General features: G+C 60.1%; 20 protein-coding genes and 1 other RNA gene. 11 read left to right on the top strand and 10 right to left on the bottom strand.

Annotation, left to right across the window (positions count from 1 at the left end):
- Nucleotides 1-203: 203 nt before the first annotated feature.
- Nucleotides 204-923: a glycoside hydrolase family 104 protein gene (locus SynA1544_RS07525; RefSeq protein WP_186512769.1), complete on the top strand. Its 720-nt coding sequence runs from the start codon at nucleotides 204-206 to the stop codon at nucleotides 921-923.
- Between the two features lie 25 nt (nucleotides 924-948).
- Here SynA1544_RS07525 and SynA1544_RS07520 read toward each other — a convergent pair whose 3' ends face one another.
- Nucleotides 949-1758, bottom strand: coding sequence for a TPM domain-containing protein (locus tag SynA1544_RS07520; protein WP_115132697.1), 810 nt, complete (start codon nucleotides 1756-1758; stop codon nucleotides 949-951).
- A 40-nt stretch (nucleotides 1759-1798) separates the two neighbouring features.
- Between SynA1544_RS07520 and SynA1544_RS07515 the strand changes: the two genes are divergently transcribed.
- Complete coding sequence (locus SynA1544_RS07515) at nucleotides 1799-2971, top strand: class I SAM-dependent methyltransferase (RefSeq protein ID WP_255477499.1); 1173 nt, start codon at nucleotides 1799-1801, stop codon at nucleotides 2969-2971.
- On the opposite strand, the gene aroB is transcribed toward SynA1544_RS07515, so the two are convergent.
- Complete coding sequence (aroB, locus tag SynA1544_RS07510) at nucleotides 2943-4058, bottom strand: 3-dehydroquinate synthase (protein ID WP_186512767.1); 1116 nt, start codon at nucleotides 4056-4058, stop codon at nucleotides 2943-2945. The two genes, SynA1544_RS07515 and aroB, sit on opposite strands and share 29 nt — an antisense overlap.
- Nucleotides 4059-4119: 61 nt before the next feature.
- On the opposite strand from aroB, the gene SynA1544_RS07505 reads away from it, so the two are divergent.
- From SynA1544_RS07505 to ssrS, 3 genes are all read left to right on the top strand, one after another.
- Nucleotides 4120-4992 carry a carbohydrate ABC transporter permease gene (locus SynA1544_RS07505; protein ID WP_186512766.1) on the top strand — a complete coding sequence of 291 codons (873 nt, stop codon included), beginning with the start codon at nucleotides 4120-4122 and terminating at the stop codon, nucleotides 4990-4992.
- Between the two features lie 52 nt (nucleotides 4993-5044).
- A complete protein-coding gene (locus SynA1544_RS07500; protein WP_186512765.1) occupies nucleotides 5045-6205 on the top strand; it encodes a 5-(carboxyamino)imidazole ribonucleotide synthase in 1161 nt (386 codons plus the stop codon).
- A 7-nt stretch (nucleotides 6206-6212) separates the two neighbouring features.
- Nucleotides 6213-6396: non-coding RNA, 6S RNA (gene ssrS, locus SynA1544_RS07495), on the top strand.
- A 331-nt stretch (nucleotides 6397-6727) separates the two neighbouring features.
- Here the strand turns inward: ssrS and SynA1544_RS07490 are convergent.
- Nucleotides 6728-6940 (bottom strand): hypothetical protein, encoded by a 213-nt coding sequence (locus SynA1544_RS07490; protein WP_115132692.1) that lies wholly within the window; start codon nucleotides 6938-6940, stop codon nucleotides 6728-6730.
- 127 nt (nucleotides 6941-7067) lie between these two features.
- Here SynA1544_RS07490 and SynA1544_RS07485 point away from each other — a divergent pair, with 127 nt between their 5' ends.
- Nucleotides 7068-7220 carry a hypothetical protein gene (locus SynA1544_RS07485; RefSeq protein ID WP_170950607.1) on the top strand — a complete coding sequence of 51 codons (153 nt, stop codon included), beginning with the start codon at nucleotides 7068-7070 and terminating at the stop codon, nucleotides 7218-7220.
- A 153-nt stretch (nucleotides 7221-7373) separates the two neighbouring features.
- On the opposite strand, the gene SynA1544_RS07480 is transcribed toward SynA1544_RS07485, so the two are convergent.
- Together SynA1544_RS07480 and SynA1544_RS07475 are read right to left on the bottom strand one after the other, a co-directional pair.
- The gene (locus SynA1544_RS07480) at nucleotides 7374-7559 is read right to left on the bottom strand and encodes a hypothetical protein (protein WP_186512764.1); all 186 of its coding nucleotides are present in this window, start codon (nucleotides 7557-7559) and stop codon (nucleotides 7374-7376) included.
- A gap of 44 nt (nucleotides 7560-7603) precedes the next feature.
- The gene (locus SynA1544_RS07475; protein WP_006851066.1) at nucleotides 7604-7879 is read right to left on the bottom strand and encodes a DUF2103 domain-containing protein; all 276 of its coding nucleotides are present in this window, start codon (nucleotides 7877-7879) and stop codon (nucleotides 7604-7606) included.
- A gap of 74 nt (nucleotides 7880-7953) precedes the next feature.
- Here SynA1544_RS07475 and SynA1544_RS07470 point away from each other — a divergent pair, with 74 nt between their 5' ends.
- The gene (locus tag SynA1544_RS07470; RefSeq protein ID WP_186512763.1) at nucleotides 7954-8181 is read left to right on the top strand and encodes a hypothetical protein; all 228 of its coding nucleotides are present in this window, start codon (nucleotides 7954-7956) and stop codon (nucleotides 8179-8181) included.
- Nucleotide 8182: 1 nt separating this feature from the next.
- Here the strand turns inward: SynA1544_RS07470 and clpS are convergent, their stop codons facing one another.
- The gene (gene clpS / locus SynA1544_RS07465; RefSeq protein ID WP_114989263.1) at nucleotides 8183-8479 is read right to left on the bottom strand and encodes an ATP-dependent Clp protease adapter ClpS; all 297 of its coding nucleotides are present in this window, start codon (nucleotides 8477-8479) and stop codon (nucleotides 8183-8185) included.
- Between the two features lie 72 nt (nucleotides 8480-8551).
- Between clpS and petN the strand changes: the two genes are divergently transcribed.
- Both petN and SynA1544_RS07455 read left to right on the top strand, forming a co-directional pair.
- Nucleotides 8552-8653 carry a cytochrome b6-f complex subunit PetN gene (gene petN, locus SynA1544_RS07460; RefSeq protein WP_011364412.1) on the top strand — a complete coding sequence of 34 codons (102 nt, stop codon included), beginning with the start codon at nucleotides 8552-8554 and terminating at the stop codon, nucleotides 8651-8653.
- Between the two features lie 226 nt (nucleotides 8654-8879).
- Nucleotides 8880-10121, top strand: coding sequence for a hypothetical protein (locus tag SynA1544_RS07455; protein WP_186512762.1), 1242 nt, complete (start codon nucleotides 8880-8882; stop codon nucleotides 10119-10121).
- On the opposite strand, the gene psb29 is transcribed toward SynA1544_RS07455, so the two are convergent.
- Nucleotides 10103-10750 (bottom strand): photosystem II biogenesis protein Psp29, encoded by a 648-nt coding sequence (psb29, locus tag SynA1544_RS07450; RefSeq protein WP_186512760.1) that lies wholly within the window; start codon nucleotides 10748-10750, stop codon nucleotides 10103-10105. The genes SynA1544_RS07455 and psb29 overlap by 19 nt on opposite strands.
- An 81-nt stretch (nucleotides 10751-10831) precedes the next feature.
- Between psb29 and clpP the strand changes: the two genes are divergently transcribed.
- Entirely contained in the window at nucleotides 10832-11425 is a 594-nt protein-coding gene (clpP, locus tag SynA1544_RS07445; RefSeq protein WP_114989260.1) for an ATP-dependent Clp endopeptidase proteolytic subunit ClpP, read from the top strand.
- A complete protein-coding gene (locus SynA1544_RS07440) occupies nucleotides 11422-11586 on the top strand; it encodes a DUF2256 domain-containing protein (protein WP_186512758.1) in 165 nt (54 codons plus the stop codon). The genes clpP and SynA1544_RS07440 overlap by 4 nt, the downstream gene beginning before the upstream one ends.
- 6 nt (nucleotides 11587-11592) lie before the next feature.
- Here the strand turns inward: SynA1544_RS07440 and SynA1544_RS07435 are convergent, their stop codons facing one another.
- The 3 genes from SynA1544_RS07435 to SynA1544_RS07425 all read right to left on the bottom strand — a co-directional run bounded on the left by SynA1544_RS07435 (nucleotide 11593) and on the right by SynA1544_RS07425 (nucleotide 15110).
- Entirely contained in the window at nucleotides 11593-11826 is a 234-nt protein-coding gene (locus SynA1544_RS07435; RefSeq protein WP_255477497.1) for a hypothetical protein, read from the bottom strand.
- Between the two features lie 77 nt (nucleotides 11827-11903).
- The gene (ftsH, locus tag SynA1544_RS07430; RefSeq protein WP_186497740.1) at nucleotides 11904-13823 is read right to left on the bottom strand and encodes an ATP-dependent zinc metalloprotease FtsH; all 1920 of its coding nucleotides are present in this window, start codon (nucleotides 13821-13823) and stop codon (nucleotides 11904-11906) included.
- Between the two features lie 57 nt (nucleotides 13824-13880).
- A complete protein-coding gene (locus SynA1544_RS07425; RefSeq protein WP_186512757.1) occupies nucleotides 13881-15110 on the bottom strand; it encodes an ABC transporter permease in 1230 nt (409 codons plus the stop codon).
- Between the last annotated feature and the right edge of the window lie 10 nt (nucleotides 15111-15120).

Here is a 15120-nt window from a genome sequence, read left to right as displayed (position 1 = left end):
TGGTCTTTTTCATCACCTTTTTGAGCTGATTTGCCTGCTTGATAGTGGTCTGGCCGATTATTTGACTGGCATATATACCTATTGATTTGAGCCTCTAATTCGAGAAAGTCACGTCGTGTGGAAATTTTTTCCGCTCGAGCATTTCATCCGCTTCTGATCTGCTCATCGTCCTCTTTCGAGGGCATGCTCCTTGAACGCTCTTTATGGCTATCTCTGCATTCATCGGTCGTCAGACGCTTCATGCGGCCGTGATCGTCGGAGTTCTGCCTGCCGTCAGTTCCCTTCTTCCTGCCCAGGCGAGCCTGCTCCCCTCCGCCTCTCGGGCGCAGCTGATCCATACCTCTGACTTCCAGCCCAGCCGGGCCATTCCCTACGTGATTACGCCCGAACGTCGGGCGATGCTCAACACGATCCGTTTTGCGGAAGGCACCTGGAAAGGTGGTCTGGATGTGGGCTATCGGGTGATGTTCGGCGGTGGCTTGATGCCTTCGCTCGACCGGCATCCCAACCGGGTGATCTACAGCTCCCGCTACGCCAGTGCAGCTGCGGGGGCTTACCAGTTCATGCCCTTCACTTGGAATCTGGTTCAGCGCAGCATCGGCGTGCGCGGTTTCGGCCCTGAGGCGCAGGACCAGGGCGCGTTGTTTCTGATTCAGCGGCGCAAAGCCCTGGGTCTGACCGACACCGGCGTTCTCAGCCCGCTGCTCGCCGCCATGCTGGCTCCGGAATGGGCGTCGTTTCCAACCCTCGCCGGTCGCAGCTACTACGGCCAACCCGTCAAGAAATACGCACGACTGCGTTCTTTCTATGACGTGAACCTCGCGGAGTTGCGGCGTCTGCGTGACGTCAAGCGCCAGGCGCTTGTCACTCCCCCTCCGGCCCTTTGCACCGGGTCGCGCATTGAATGCGCCACCCGGCTCTGAAGGCATTCACGTTTCTCGACGTTTCTCAGCCTTCGGCGTCGTTCTGCAGTTTCCTGCCAACGGTGGCCTGGGCGATCAGATACGCGGCGATGCCTCCCGCCAGGAAGCCGACTCCATTGCGCAGCAGCGGCATCACTTCAGACGTGCGTGTGATCACAGGGGCAACGCCGAAGACGCCGAACAGCATCACCCACAGCGGTGAGAGCAGCAGCAACCAGGCCCAGGCGATGGTTTCGCCCTCTTTGCGGGGATAGGCCGCAAAGCCAGCAATCAAGCCGCCAAAGATTGAGGTGGTCAGCGTCCAAAGCCACTGTTCCTGGGGAAGGCCAGGCACCACCTGACAACCACCACGGTCCAGACAGATTTCCACCGCATTGAGGGCATCCAGCACGGCTCCGTCCTCGCCGTGATCCTTCACGTAGTACTGGTTGCCGTAGCGGGTCTGCAGTTCCACCCAGTAAGTGCGCGGCATCATCGCGAAGTAGGCATCGCCAACGTTGAAGTTCAGCAGGTTCCCGCCGCGGGGGTCGGCCACCAGCAGCAGGCTGCTTTCATCCAGCCCCCAGAACTCGCGAATGGCCAGACCTGGTGTGCGTTCGTACTGGGTCAACACCCGCATCTTCCAGCCGGTGCGTTCCTCCACATCCGCCAGGGATGCTTCCAGCTGGGCCCGCTGGGTGTCGCTGAACACCTTGGCGAGGTCGATCACCGGGGTGGGGTGATCCGGCAGCAGCTCCGGGTTGTCGTAGGCCTCAGCCGGGGTCACCAGAACACCCAGGCTGACCAGAGCCACCACGACGAGGCTCCACAGATGTCGGATGTGATGTGTTCCCATGGAACTGCTGCAGCGACCGGCATTCTCTCCAATGGAACCGATGGCTGCGTCCTGTCCCGACTGGTTGGCAACGCATCTGCATCAGGCGGGGGGTGCCGTTCCGTTTTCCCGGTTCATGGATCTGGCTCTGAATGAGCCGGAGCACGGGTATTACGGCTCAGGCCGCGCACGCATCGGAGCCCAGGGTGATTTCGTCACCTCCCCCTCGCTGGGCAGTGATTTCGCAGCCCTTCTGGCTCCTCAGATCCTGGCTTGGCTGACGTCGATCTCCCGAAGTGATCCGGATCAACGTCTGTCGATCGTGGAAATCGGCCCTGGCGAGGGCCATCTGGCCCGGGATCTCGTTGCTGCGTTGCGTGGTGCTGATCCAGAGCTGTTGGCTCGGATCGAATTGGTGTTGGTGGAGGCCAATCCCGGCATGCGACGGCGGCAACAGGCTCTGCTGCAGGAGGAAGATGATCTGCGGCTGCGCTGGTGTTCCCTGGACGCGTTGGGCAGCGCTCCGGTTCATGGGGTGGTGATTGCCCATGAGTTGCTTGATGCCCTCCCGGTGGAGCGCTTGATCTGGCGGGAGGGATCCCTCCGGCAGCAGTGGGTGGAGCTTGCTCCAAACGGTGGTTTGCGAACGACGCATCGGCCTCTCCCCGATGGTTTGCACCAGGAGATCAGATGCGTGTGCAGCCAAGGTGGCATTCAGTTGCCGCCCCCCGATGCTGAAGAGGGGTGGACCACGGAGTGGAACAGTGCACTGCCCGACTGGTTCGCTGCTGCTGCTGCTGCTGTGGATGCGGGCGTGCTGCTGGTGATTGATTACGCCCTGGAGGCCCAGCGTTATTTCACAGCCCGGCGCTCCGACGGCACCTTGATGGCTGTTTGCGCTCAGCAGGCGAGGCTGTCGCCCTTGGATCAGCCCGGCGAGCAGGACCTCACGGCCCATCTCTGTATCGAGCTTGTCGATGAGGCTGCTCAACGCAACGGTTGGATGGTGGGTGATCAGGCGAAGCAGGGCGAGGCCCTTCTGGCCTTGGGGCTTGCAGAGCGTCTGCATGGGCTACAGCAGCTACCGGGCCATCAGCTGGCAGAAGCCCTGCAACGGCGTGAAGCCCTGCTTCGCCTGGTTGACCCCGCGGGGCTCGGTGCGTTCCGCTGGCTCACCTACCGGCGCGGATTGCCTGAAGACGGCTTCAGCCTTTCAGGCGCTCAAGGCAGCTGAGGATCTCGTCCCGACTGACGTCATCGCGAATCTCAACGGTTCCGATGCTGGTGGGCATCACGAAGCGCAGGCGACCGTCGCGCACCTTTTTGTCCCCCTGCAAGCTGTCCAGAACCGCATCGGCGGCGAGATCGGGCCAGGCGGTGGGCAGTCCAGCGCTGTCGATCAGTCGGCGTTGGCGCTCGGCGTCGTCGCGACTCCAGCTGCCCCGCAGCACGCCAAGTTCACCCACGGCCACCATGCCAATGGCGACCGCCTCGCCATGCAGCCAGGTGCCATAGCCGCAGAGGGTCTCCACCACATGGCCGAAGGTATGCCCGTAGTTGAGGATCGCGCGTAAGCCACCCTCCTTTTCATCGGCTGCCACCACCCGGGCCTTGGCCGCGGCCGATCGCTGCAGGATTGAGCTCAGGCGTTCCGATCCAAGCCCAGCGGGCGTGCTCGGGTCGGGGCAGGCCTCCAGTTCCTCGAACAGCGCCGTGTCACCGAGGATTCCGTATTTGATCACCTCAGCCATGCCAGCCCGGAACTCGCGTTCGGGCAGGGTGTTCAGGGTGGAGGGATCGATCAACACCAGCCGCGGCTGGTGAAAGGCGCCGATCAGGTTTTTGCCGCGGGGATGGTTGACCCCGGTCTTGCCACCGATCGACGCGTCCACCATGGCCAGCAGGGTTGTGGGCACCTGCACCACCTGGATGCCCCGCAGCCAGGTGGCTGCCGCAAAGCCGGTCATGTCCCCCACAACGCCGCCGCCGAGGGCCACCATCAAGGAGCTGCGTTCGAGCTTGGAGTTGTAAGCCGCATCGTGGATCTCCGCAACCGTGGCGGGTGTCTTCTGGGTTTCGCCGGCGTCAATCACCAACAGTTCCACGCTGAAACCTGCCGCTCTGAGGCTGTTCAGGCAGGCGTCGCCATAGGGGCTGGCCACATCCGGATTGCTGACCACCAGCACACGTCGACCCGCCTGCACTCCAGCGTCCAGCATCTGCTGACCAAGCCTGGCCAGGCCGCCGTCTCCAATCACCACGTCGTAGGGGTTGCGCTCCAGCGCAACGCGGATGTGATGCAACGGGGTGATTGTGGTCATGAAACCGTTGGAACCCACCTACTCTCGCAACAGTGTCGCTGGTCCTGTGCGCGAAAGATCAGTGCGCAACTCCCTTTCGGCCTGGACGTTCCTTTTGCCGGCGGTGGTGCTGATCAGTTTGTCGGTGCTGGTGCCGGCCCTGATGGCTCTGGTGATGAGTTTCACCGCCACGGGGCTGGACGTCAGTGAACCCCTGCGTTTTGTTGGTTTGGCCAACCTGGAGCGCCTGCTGTCGGATCCAATGGCGCGGCAGGTGCTGGTCACCACCTTCCTTTATCTGGTTGGTGTGGTGCCTCCCATCGTTCTGGGGGCGCTGGCGCTGGCGGTGCTGGTCAACCAGGGGCTGCCCGGTCGGTCTTTTCTGCGGGGCGCCTTTTACACCCCGGTGCTGGTGTCGATCGTTGTTGCAGCCATCGCCTTTCGCTGGCTCTATGCCGAGAACGGACTGATCAATGGATGGTTGAGTGCCCTGCTCGGTGATGCCTTCAGCCCGATTGGTTTTCTCACTACGCCGCAGCTGGCCCTGCCCGCCGTGATGTTGGTGACCCTCTGGAAGGGACTTGGTTATTACATGGTGATTTTTCTGGCGGGTTTGCAAGGCATCCCCCAGGAGCTCTACGAGGCAGCGGAGCTGGATGGCAGTGAGGGCTGGAGAAAGCATCTCGACATCACCCTGCCCTTGATGAGTCCCTATGTGACCCTGGTCGCTGTGGTGTCGTCGATCGCGGCCACGAAGGTGTTCGAGGAAGTGTTCCTGATGACCCAGGGAGGTCCTGCGGATGCCACGCGAACCATCGTTTATTACGTGTACGACCAGGCCTTTGCCGAATTGGAGATCAGCTACGCCTGCACCCTGGGCCTGGCGCTGTTCCTGTTGGTGCTGCTGTTCACCATGATCCGGTTGGCCTTTGCCGGCGATCGCCCCCTGATCTGACGCTGTCAGCGACCCTGCAAACTGGCAAGCTGCGGACATCAGCTCGGACACGATGATCGGCGTTGTTGGAGGTGGTCAGCTGGCACGGATGCTTGTGCAGGCCGCCGCGCAACGCGATGTTCCCATCGCTGTTCAAACGTCCGATGCAGCTGATCCCGCGGCTGGTTTGGCCTCGCGCCTCGTGGCAGCGGATCCCCGGGATGTGGCAGGAACCCGGGAGCTGGTGGTGGGTTGTGACGGCATCACCTTCGAGAACGAGTGGGTCAATATCGATGCTCTTCTGCCGCTGGAGCAGCAGGGGGTTCGTTTCCAGCCCTCGCTGGCGGCGCTTTCGCCCCTGGTCGACAAGTTGTCGCAGCGCCAGCTGCTCGACGATCTGGCGATCCCGAGCCCGCCCTGGTGTCCGCTCAGTTTGATTTCACCGGCCCAGCCCGCGCTTCCTCAGGGCTGGACCTTTCCGGTGATGGCCAAGGCCTCCCGTGGTGGATACGACGGCAAGGGCACGGTGGTGTTGCGCGACATTGATGGCCTGGCGCAGTTGTTGCGGGCGGTCCCTGCCGACGACTGGTTGTTGGAATCCTGGGTGGACTACGAGCTGGAGTTGGCTCTCGTGGTCAGCCGCGATCAGCGCGGCCGCATCCGCCATTTTCCGCTGGTGCAAACCCACCAACATCAACAAGTCTGCGACTGGGTTCTGGCCCCTGCTCCCGTGGATCCTTCGGTGGCTGCCCTGGCTTACAACGTTGCGGCCTCTCTGATGACGAAGCTCGGCTATGTGGGGGTGCTGGCTCTGGAGTTTTTCTATGGGCCCGCTGGCCTGCAGGTGAATGAAATTGCTCCACGCACCCACAATTCCGGGCATTACTCGATCGAGGCCTGCACCAGCAGTCAGTTCGATCAGCAGCTCTGCATCGCGGCTGGTCTTCCCGTGCCTGATCCCGAGCTCAAAAGCCGTGGTGCCTTGATGGTCAACCTGCTCGGCCTGGACCCCGAGCGTCACCCTCCTTTGGATCAGCGGCTTGAGGCCCTGGAGGCCATGCCGGGGCTTCACCTGCACTGGTACGGCAAGTCGCCGGAAACACCGGGCCGCAAGTTGGGGCACGTGACGCTGCTGCTTGCGGGTGACACGCTCCTCAAGCGGCGCGATGAGGCTGAGTTAGCACTTGCCGCCATTCGCCGGATCTGGCCCCTCGAGAGCGAGAGTCAGGACTAAGGTTGGTAGCGAACTGCTGTGTTGGTGACGGCCTTTTTCTAGTGCTCTGATCTGACTCTCTTTCGACTTGGGGAGACTGTCGTGACGGTGACGTAGACCGGCCATGCAGCCGGAAACGAAACCCCACTTTGTCGCCCCTTCTGGTTCTTCCAGGTCGACCACTGGGGCTCGCACGGCATGGCGGTTCACCCCCTTCGCTTGATGAATGTGGAGGGAGCCTTGGACTTTGCCAAGCCATCACAAAATCAATATCTCCAAGTTTCTACGTCGATATTCTGAAATTTTGTTTTTTGGACTTGGTTTACCGGATGACTTTTTTGTCTTCTCTCTAGGTTCTGCTTTAAAACGTCTCAGCTTTGTTAGTGGGGCAGGCCCCTCATCAGCCAAGACTCGACCACAAAAAACAGAAGGAAGAATGAGCCGATGCTGATCACCAGTAGTTTGCCATTCATGCTGAAATTTTTTGCTCTTATTGCACTCTAGATACGTTTGTCTGGGTTGGAGTGGAGATTTTTGGTGGAGCTAGTTTTCGGAGTGGTTGAACTCCTGGAGCGCGTACTGGGCGAGGCATTTGTTTTTATCGGTGTCGGTCAGCGAGATGGTGGTCACGCTCTGATGCCAGTTTCGACGGTTGATCAATTCGTTGAATTCGGTCAAAGCGTCTTCGAGGTCGTCGAAACTGCCCATGCTCTCCATCGTTTGTTGCCCTTGTTTGACGGCAATTTCGAGGGGCATGGATCGATCGCTGCAGCTTTCAAGGCTACCCCTGTGCTGTTGTGTAGTCGATGATGCTTACGGCTGTGTGAACAAAGCTTGTCAGCGCTTTTCCTGTCCTTAGTGTTTGTTTGGTTGCAGTGCTGAGATGCGTGATCCACGCCTGGACGAACTGATCCAAATGGAAACCTGGGATTGGTGGAAAGCTCAGGTTTTTTATTTGCGTGAAAAGAAAGATTATGCTGATGCGGAGGCGCTGTTCATGGAATTCAAGATTCCTGCATCTGACTCCAATGATTGATGCCGTTGGTTGATGCCACTTCTAGATGCAACTGTGCATGGATTGAGGGAACCCATTTCGTTCTCCCATTGAGTTGGTTGGCTGTCGGTGTTGTTGAGAATCACTTTTCCGCATCGCTTCATTGTTCATCCATCCGTGCTGGTTTCTTTCTTTTCATCTGTTTTCGGCCTGGTGGCAAGCGCACTGCTTGTGGGTTGTTTCGGCAGCCCCGCGGCTGACGCTGTCACCTTTTTGCCGGATGACGCTGAAGTCGCATGCCGGGCCATCCTTCCCCAATGTTTCCGCCGATCCGATTGGGCTGAACTCTGTGCGCGAGATCCCGCCGTTGCCGATGGTCATCCTCAGACCTGTCGTGCTGCTGGATTCGAGTCAGGCCAACCCCTTCAGGGGCGGTGATGCAGGACGGCCTGTTCCAGGTCTGGCCGACTCATCGAGGTCACCACAAAGACTTCCTGGGCGGATGTCCCCTTGCGGGCCACCAGCTTGTATCCCCCTGTGATCGGGGTGGACACCCTCAGCTGCAGTTCAGGACTGCGGCCACGCACCCGGCTAATGACGGCAGGGGTGATCGTCTGGATCTCCGTCTCGTGGGACAGGGCCTTCAGCCATGGGATCAAGCCGTCCACATAGGTGCTGTGGGTGATGACGACCCGGCCCAAAGCTGAACGAAAACCCTAGAACTGGTGAAAGTTAGCCACTTTGGCTATGCCAGAGAGAGCGCTCCGGGGCTGTGATGCTGAAATCAGTAGACGCTCTCCGCCACGTGATCAGCGGACCGCTGCAGGATGCCTGCGGCCCCCAGGTCCGCATGCTCACCGCTGAAGTGCACGGAACGGAGGTTCGGGGCCTGGCCTTGTGCCCTGGCCGGGTGGTGCGTTTCGTGATGGACGAGCAGCTGCAGCGTTTGCAGGTGGCTGATCTGCTGCGCCTCACCAAAGCCAGCCGTGAGCCGGCGGCCTGACTCAGCAGCGTTCCAGAGGGGCCATCGTTAAGCCCTCGGCCTGAAGCTGCTGGTGGTACAACTCGGCCTGCTCCAGGGGGCCGCACCAAACTTCAGCCGCACCCTGCCCATCAATCTTGTTGGCGAGGTTCCATGCCTTGTCCTCACTCATGCCGGGAATGATCTTGCGCAGGCAATCCACCACGTGCTGGAAGGTGTTCACATCGTCGTCCAGAACGATCACGCGAGCCTGGGGGTAGCGCTGTGTTGTTCCCTGACGCTCCAGCACTGCTGATGAACCTGGACTGGAGCTTGTCATGACAGATGCCTTCGGGCGGACGAAAAGGTGCCGAACCCTAGGTAGGATCCCGACAGTCAAGTGGTCAAGCGCATGTTGTTCACTCTGGGTTGGGCGTCCTTGGCCGCCATGTTCAGTTTCTCCATCGCCATGGTCGTCTGGGGACGCAATGGTGACGGCACCCTGAACTTCTGATCGAATCTGTGCTTCAAGACGCACCCCTTCTCAGCCAGACCCTGGCGGTCACGGCAGCTGTGCTTCTTGTCTTCGTCAGCCTTGCCGTGATCTATCTCTCAACGATCGAATGGAGGGACCGTCGACGCCGTCAAGGTTCAACCAAGTCATCCTCCTGATTCCGTCCGTCCGACGTCAAATTGGACTACATCCCTGCACAGCCCTTCTCCTGGGGTTGTGCTTTTTTTTGCCCGCCCTGCTGCTGGGCACCTCCAGCCTGAAGACGCCTTCCCTGAATCACCGTGGAACAGCAGAGCTGTTTGAGATCAGTCGGCGGGCACGGTTGGTTCAGAGTTTTGAGGCTGACCCCGCTGCACCGGTGCCGAAGCTCTGGCAGCAGCGGCTTGGTGCTTCGGCAGCTCCTGATCGCTGGGCCCGTCATGGTCGCGGCACCTGGTGGCTGATCTGGCTGGACGACGGTGAACCCCTTCTGGCTCTTCCGTCCTCACCGCATTCGTCTGCTCTGGATCTGCTGTTCGCTGATGAACTGCACCGCAGCAGTTTTGATCAACTTCCGTCGCTGAAGCGACGGGAGCCCTCGGCTCTGGAACAGCGCTGCTTACGGCTGCTGACCAGCGGATCGGCCGTTCAGTGGCAACCCTCAGGCTTGGCTTCGATCAGCGGTTCCCTTTTTCCCGCCTTGGCGAGCGTGTCGCATGGCTGTCTGCGTGTTGCGCTCCGGGGCGATCGTCTGATGGCTGAAGGGCCTGTGGCCTCCAGCCCTTTCGCGGCCCTGCAGGTTCACCACACGGAACGCCAAGCCAATTTCGTTCGCTTCGATCCGCCGTCGGCTTACCTGGAGCTCAACAGCGTTTCCCTGCAGCCGCTGCTGGGATCCTTGTTCAACAATTCACTGTTCGCCCAACAACTCGACAGCCGCTACGGATTGCTGAAGCAGTTGCGCAACGTTCTGCTCAAGGCACCTGTCCTTGTGCGGTTGGATGCGCTGGAGGGTGCTCGTTTCCAGGCTGCGATTCAAGCCAGGTTGATGCTGGCTGCTGGTGAAATCGCCATGATCAAGCGCAGTCTTGATGCCGTTGCCACCGCCTTGTTGAAGCGCGGGGTTCAACGGGTTGAACGTCCCCTGTTGTCTCCCGATGGTCGGCCCTCAAACCATCTGGCCGTTGTTTGGTTGGATCCCCAGGGTCATCCGCAAGGTGGTTGGTCACTGGGTCCTGCACTCCGAGGTCAGGTGGAGTTGCTGCTGGCGCTGGGGGATGCCCCGAACCTCCGCAGCAATCCGCTGAAACGGATGGGCCAACAGCAGCTTCGCCTTCGCGCACGACCGGATCAATTGGCTCGGTTGGGTTGGCTCGGACCGGGCTGGCCGCGGGTGGTTGGCAAGGCACCTCAACTGGAGCTTGAGATGACGGCACTGCCGAAGCAGCAACAGCCCGGATGGCTTCGGCTTCAACTGGACGTGCGTTGAGCCTGCTCTTTCAAGCGACGTTCCTTCTTGCGCTTCTCGGCAGCGATGGTCTCTTCCACCAGTTCAACGGCCTGATCCATCCGTTCACTGTTGGAGCCAAACAGCGTTAGATCCTTCTCAACGCGATCGGTGGGCAAACCGAGTCCCTCAGCAAGTTCCTTGCTCTGTTTGACGATGGCCTCGGTGTCCGTACCGGTGGCATCCGCTGCAGCCGCCTTGAGCAGGCTCATCAGTCCAACGGCCATCAAACGGGAGTAGTGGCTGCCCTCGTTGAGGCTTTGGGATGACAGCAAGCTTTTGAGGCTTTCGAGATCCTTCCCTTTGGCCTGGTCCACCAGAGAGGCGTTGGTTTTGCGCAGCTTCGCTGCGTCGAAGCCATTGCTGCTGCACAGGGCACTGAACAGTGCCTCGGTTTGCGCTTCAGGCCGATAGCCCTTGGTGAAGGTGTCGAACACTGTGCAGAGCCCAACGCTGAACAGACCGTTGGCTTCAAACCGACTTTGATGGCTCAGCAGATGCAGCTCCACCAGCAGCTCATCAGCAAGGCGGCGGTACAGCGGCGCAATGACGTGGGGAAAGGCCTGATGAAACGCGCGTTTGCTGTCGGCGATGGTCTGACTTGCGGCCAACGTGCAGTCCAGGAATGAATGGCCGGAACCCTAGCGCCGCAGACATCGCCGTTAGGATTGCGCGACCCTGCTGATGCTCAGATGATCCCCATTGTGATTGAGGAGTCCGGCCGGGGAGAAAGGGCCTTTGACATTTATTCCCGGCTTCTGCGCGAGCGAATCATCTTCCTTGGTGAGGCTGTCACCAGTGACTCCGCCAACCGGATCGTGGCCCAGATGTTGTTCCTCGAAGCTGAGGATCCCGAGAAAGATATCTACCTCTACATCAACTCTCCCGGCGGTTCGGTTTACGACGGCCTCGGCATCTTCGACACGATGCAGCACATCAAACCGGACGTGCACACGGTGTGTGTCGGCCTCGCCGCAAGCATGGGAGCTTTCCTGCTCTGTGCCGGCACCAAGGGCAAGCGCAGCAGCCTGCAGCACTCCCGGATCATGATTCACCAGCCCTTGGGTGGTGCCCAGGGCCAAGCCAGCGACATCCGGATTCAGGCGGACGAAATCCTTTTCCTCAAGGATCGCCTCAACAAGGAGCTGTCCGATCGCACCGGACAACCCCTTGATCGGATCCAGCAGGACACCGACCGTGACTTCTTCATGTCACCCACCGAAGCGGTGAACTACGGCTTGATTGATTCGGTGATCGACAAGCGACCCGTTCAGGCCGTTGCTTGAAGAAGGGAAGCTCTAAAAACAACCGTCCCAGCAAGATCTGTCCGGTCTGCGAGCGTCCCTTTGAGTGGCGCAAAGCCTGGAGAAATTGCTGGGATGAGGTTGTGTACTGCTCCGAGCGTTGTCGACGACGCAAAAGTAAAGTCCTTGATTCAAGCCAATAGTTGTTGCTAATCGAGAAGATCTTTACGGCTTTCTTTTAGTTGCGACCACAACGCTTTGATTTGTTCATAGGCTTCTTCCTGGCTCACTTTTCCGTTGCCCTGCAGTCCAACAATCAGGCCGATTCGGTCGGCAAACTGCTCGAGATTCTGATGAAAAGCTGCCCGTTGAGGACTCCAATCCTCTCCGTGGAATGAGCTGAAACTTTCCATCGGACTTTGGATCCCATCACGCTGATCCATTGAAGTCCAATAAAAAGCCCCACCATCCTAGGGATGGTGGGGCCGAATCAATCAACCAGATCAGGCTGGAACGGTGATTAATCGAGGGTGACGACAGTGCGGTCCTTTTCAGGGACTGCGGTGAATTCAGCCAGAACAGCCTTGAACTCATCACCATCCATGGTTTCCTTCTCGATCAGCAGTTCCACCAGGCGATCCATGGCTTCGCGGTTGGCAGCCACGATCTCCACGGTTTCGTCATAACAGCGCTTCACCATGTTGCGCACTTGAACATCGATCTGTTGGGAGATCGATTCCGACACGTCACTGCGTGACATCAGGTCGCGGCCAAGGAACACTTCCTGGCTGCCGCCCTCGAGGGCTACTGGGCCGAGATCACTCATGCCGAGTCGGGTCACCATGTTGCGGGCCATCGACGCCACCTGTTGGATGTCGCCACCGGCTCCGGTGGTGACTTCCTGGTGTCCGAACACCACGTCCTCTGCGGCACGACCACCCAGGGCTCCCATGATGCGTGCCTTGAGCTGGGCACGGGTGACCAGGGTTTGCTCCTCATCCGGGGAGAACCAGGTCAGACCTTGGGCCTGGCCACGGGGAATCAAGGTGACCTTCTGAACAGGATCGTGGTCTTTGACCAATGTGCCGATCAGGGCATGACCGACTTCGTGATAGGCGATCAGACGCTTGCTGCGACCGTCGGTGAGGGGACGACCCTCCATGCCGGCGATGATCCGATCCACAGCGTCGTCGATCTCGCTCAAGCCGATGGCTTCCTTGCGGCGGCGGGCGGTGAGGATGGCCGCCTCGTTCATCAGGTTGGCCAGGTCTGCACCAGTGAAGCCAGGGGTGCGGCGGGCGATGCTTTCGAGGGACAGCTCCTCTTCGAGCTTCTTGTTGCGGCAGTGCACATCGAGGATGGCCAGGCGACCCTTGATGTCGGGGGCGTCCACGGTGACCTGACGGTCAAAACGGCCGGGACGCATCAGAGCTGAGTCCAGAACGTCGGGGCGGTTGGTGGCGGCAATGATGATGATGCCGCTGTTGCCTTCGAAGCCATCCATCTCCGTCAGGAGCTGGTTGAGCGTCTGTTCGCGTTCGTCGTTGCCTCCACCGATGCCGGCACCGCGCTGGCGGCCAACGGCATCAATTTCGTCGATGAAGATCAAGCAAGGGCTGTTTTCCTTGGCCTTCTTGAACAGATCGCGGACGCGGCTGGCACCCACGCCAACGAACATCTCAACGAACTCAGAACCAGAAAGGGAGAAGAAGGGAACGCCCGCTTCACCGGCAATGGCCTTGGCCAGAAGGGTTTTGCCGGTGCCGGGAGGGCCGACCAACAGAAGACCGCGGGGAATCTGAGCACCCACGGAGGTGAATCGTTCGGGCTGCTTCAGGAAGGTGACCACTTCCTGGAGTTCCTGCTTGGCCTCGGTGACGCCGGCCACGTCATCAAACATGACGCCGGTTTCCGCTTCCATCATGAAGCGGGCTTTGCTCTTGCCGAACTGCATGGCTTGGCCTGGGCCGCCAGGCATGTTGCTGTTGCGACGGGCCAGGAAGATCAGGGCACCGATCAGGAGCAGCGGGAAGGCCAGATTGCCCAGCACGCCGAGGGCCGGAGGTGCTGTGCGGGGCGGATGAATGTCAAAGCTGATGCCTTCGGTTTTCAGCGTGTTGATCAGCTCAGGGGCCAGACCTGGAAGATCAACGCGCAGGCGCTGGACCCGGTTATCAAGGTCGGGATCGACAGCTTCGATCACGGCGTTGCGGCCACCGTCGTAGATATCAACGGCTGTGACGCGACCGGCTTCGACGTAATCGAGGAAGCGGCCGTAGCTCATCCGTGCCACCGCAGCATTGCGGGGAGCGACGGTGGTGCCATTGCTGTCCTGGCTGAGGCCGTTGATGCCTCCGTTGCTCACCACCTGCCAGCCGATCAGCAACACGACGCCGATTGGCAACAGCCAGAGGGCAAGAAGGCGCCAGCGCTGATTCATGAGCTGAAGAAATTCGTTAACTAGTGTAAAGGAGTTGGACTGATTTCTGAGGCCTGATCAAAGGCTTCTCAGGGCAACAATCGGGTCGAGCTTTGCGGCGCGTCGGGCTGGAACAACACCGAAGAACAGCCCGATGGATCCTGAGAGTCCAACGGTGACCACCACCATCGTTGCGCCGATCGTTGCTGGCAGGGGCGTGACCGCCGCTACGAGGCTCACTGTTCCAAGACCCGCCAGCGTGCCGATGGCGCCGCCAAGGCTGGCAAGCACCAGGGATTCCACCAGAAACTGCTGCAGAACATCACCGCTGCGGGCCCCCAGGGCTTTGCGCAGACCGATCTCCTCGGTGCGTTCGCTGACGGACACCAACATGATGTTCATGATCCCGATGCCTCCCACCAGCAGGGAGATCCCACCAATGGCCCCGAGCATCAGGGTGAGTCCTCCGGTAATGGTGCCCACGATGGTGAGGGCGTCCTTCTGGGATCGCACCACGAAATCGTCGTCCCGGAGAATCCGGTGCCGCTGCCTCAGCAGGTTGTTGATCTGAAAGCTGGCTGCGTTGATGCTGTTTTCATCCCTGGCTTCAACACTGATGGAGTTGAGGCTGACGCCATAAATCGGATCCCGACCGGTGATCCGGTTCACCATCGTGGTGATGGGGATGTACGTGTTTTCGTCCTGGTTGCTGCCGAACACGGCCCCTTTAGGGGCCATCACACCGACCACCTCAAAGCTTTGATTGCCGATGCGCACCTGCTGGCCAATCGCTGAGCCAGTGGGAAACAACTTGGTGCGTAGATCCGAACCGAGCACGGCGATGGCTTTCGCACCGGCCACGTCCTTGGCGTTGATGAAACGGCCCTTGGCCACGTCGAATCCGCGCACGGGGGGGAACTCCGATGTCGCGCCGAAGACCGCACCCGTGGAGCTGCGGGCTCCGGCCTGCACCACCTGATTGGTGTTGATCACGGGCGCAACGCGCTTGACGCTGGGAACCTGGGTGGCGATGGCTTCGGCATCTTCCAGCACGAGCGTTTTCGGTCGCGTGACCCCTTGGCGTCTGGCGTTTGTGTTGCCCGGAACCACAAACAACACATTGGCGCCGAGGTTGTTCAACTGGCCTTCAGCCAGCAATTGCGCTCCGCGTCCAATCCCCACCAGGGTGATCACCGAGGCGTTGCCGATCACGATGCCCACCATCGTGAGCAGGCTGCGCAGCCTGTTGCTGCGCAGGGTGGACAGGGCCATCCGCACCGTTTCCGTTGCGGGCATGCGCCGGTTCATGGTTTGGCGT

This window comes from Synechococcus sp. A15-44 (assembly GCF_014280115.1).
GTDB lineage: Bacteria > Cyanobacteriota > Cyanobacteriia > PCC-6307 > Cyanobiaceae > Parasynechococcus.
This window is presented reverse-complemented; position numbering and strand designations above follow the sequence as displayed.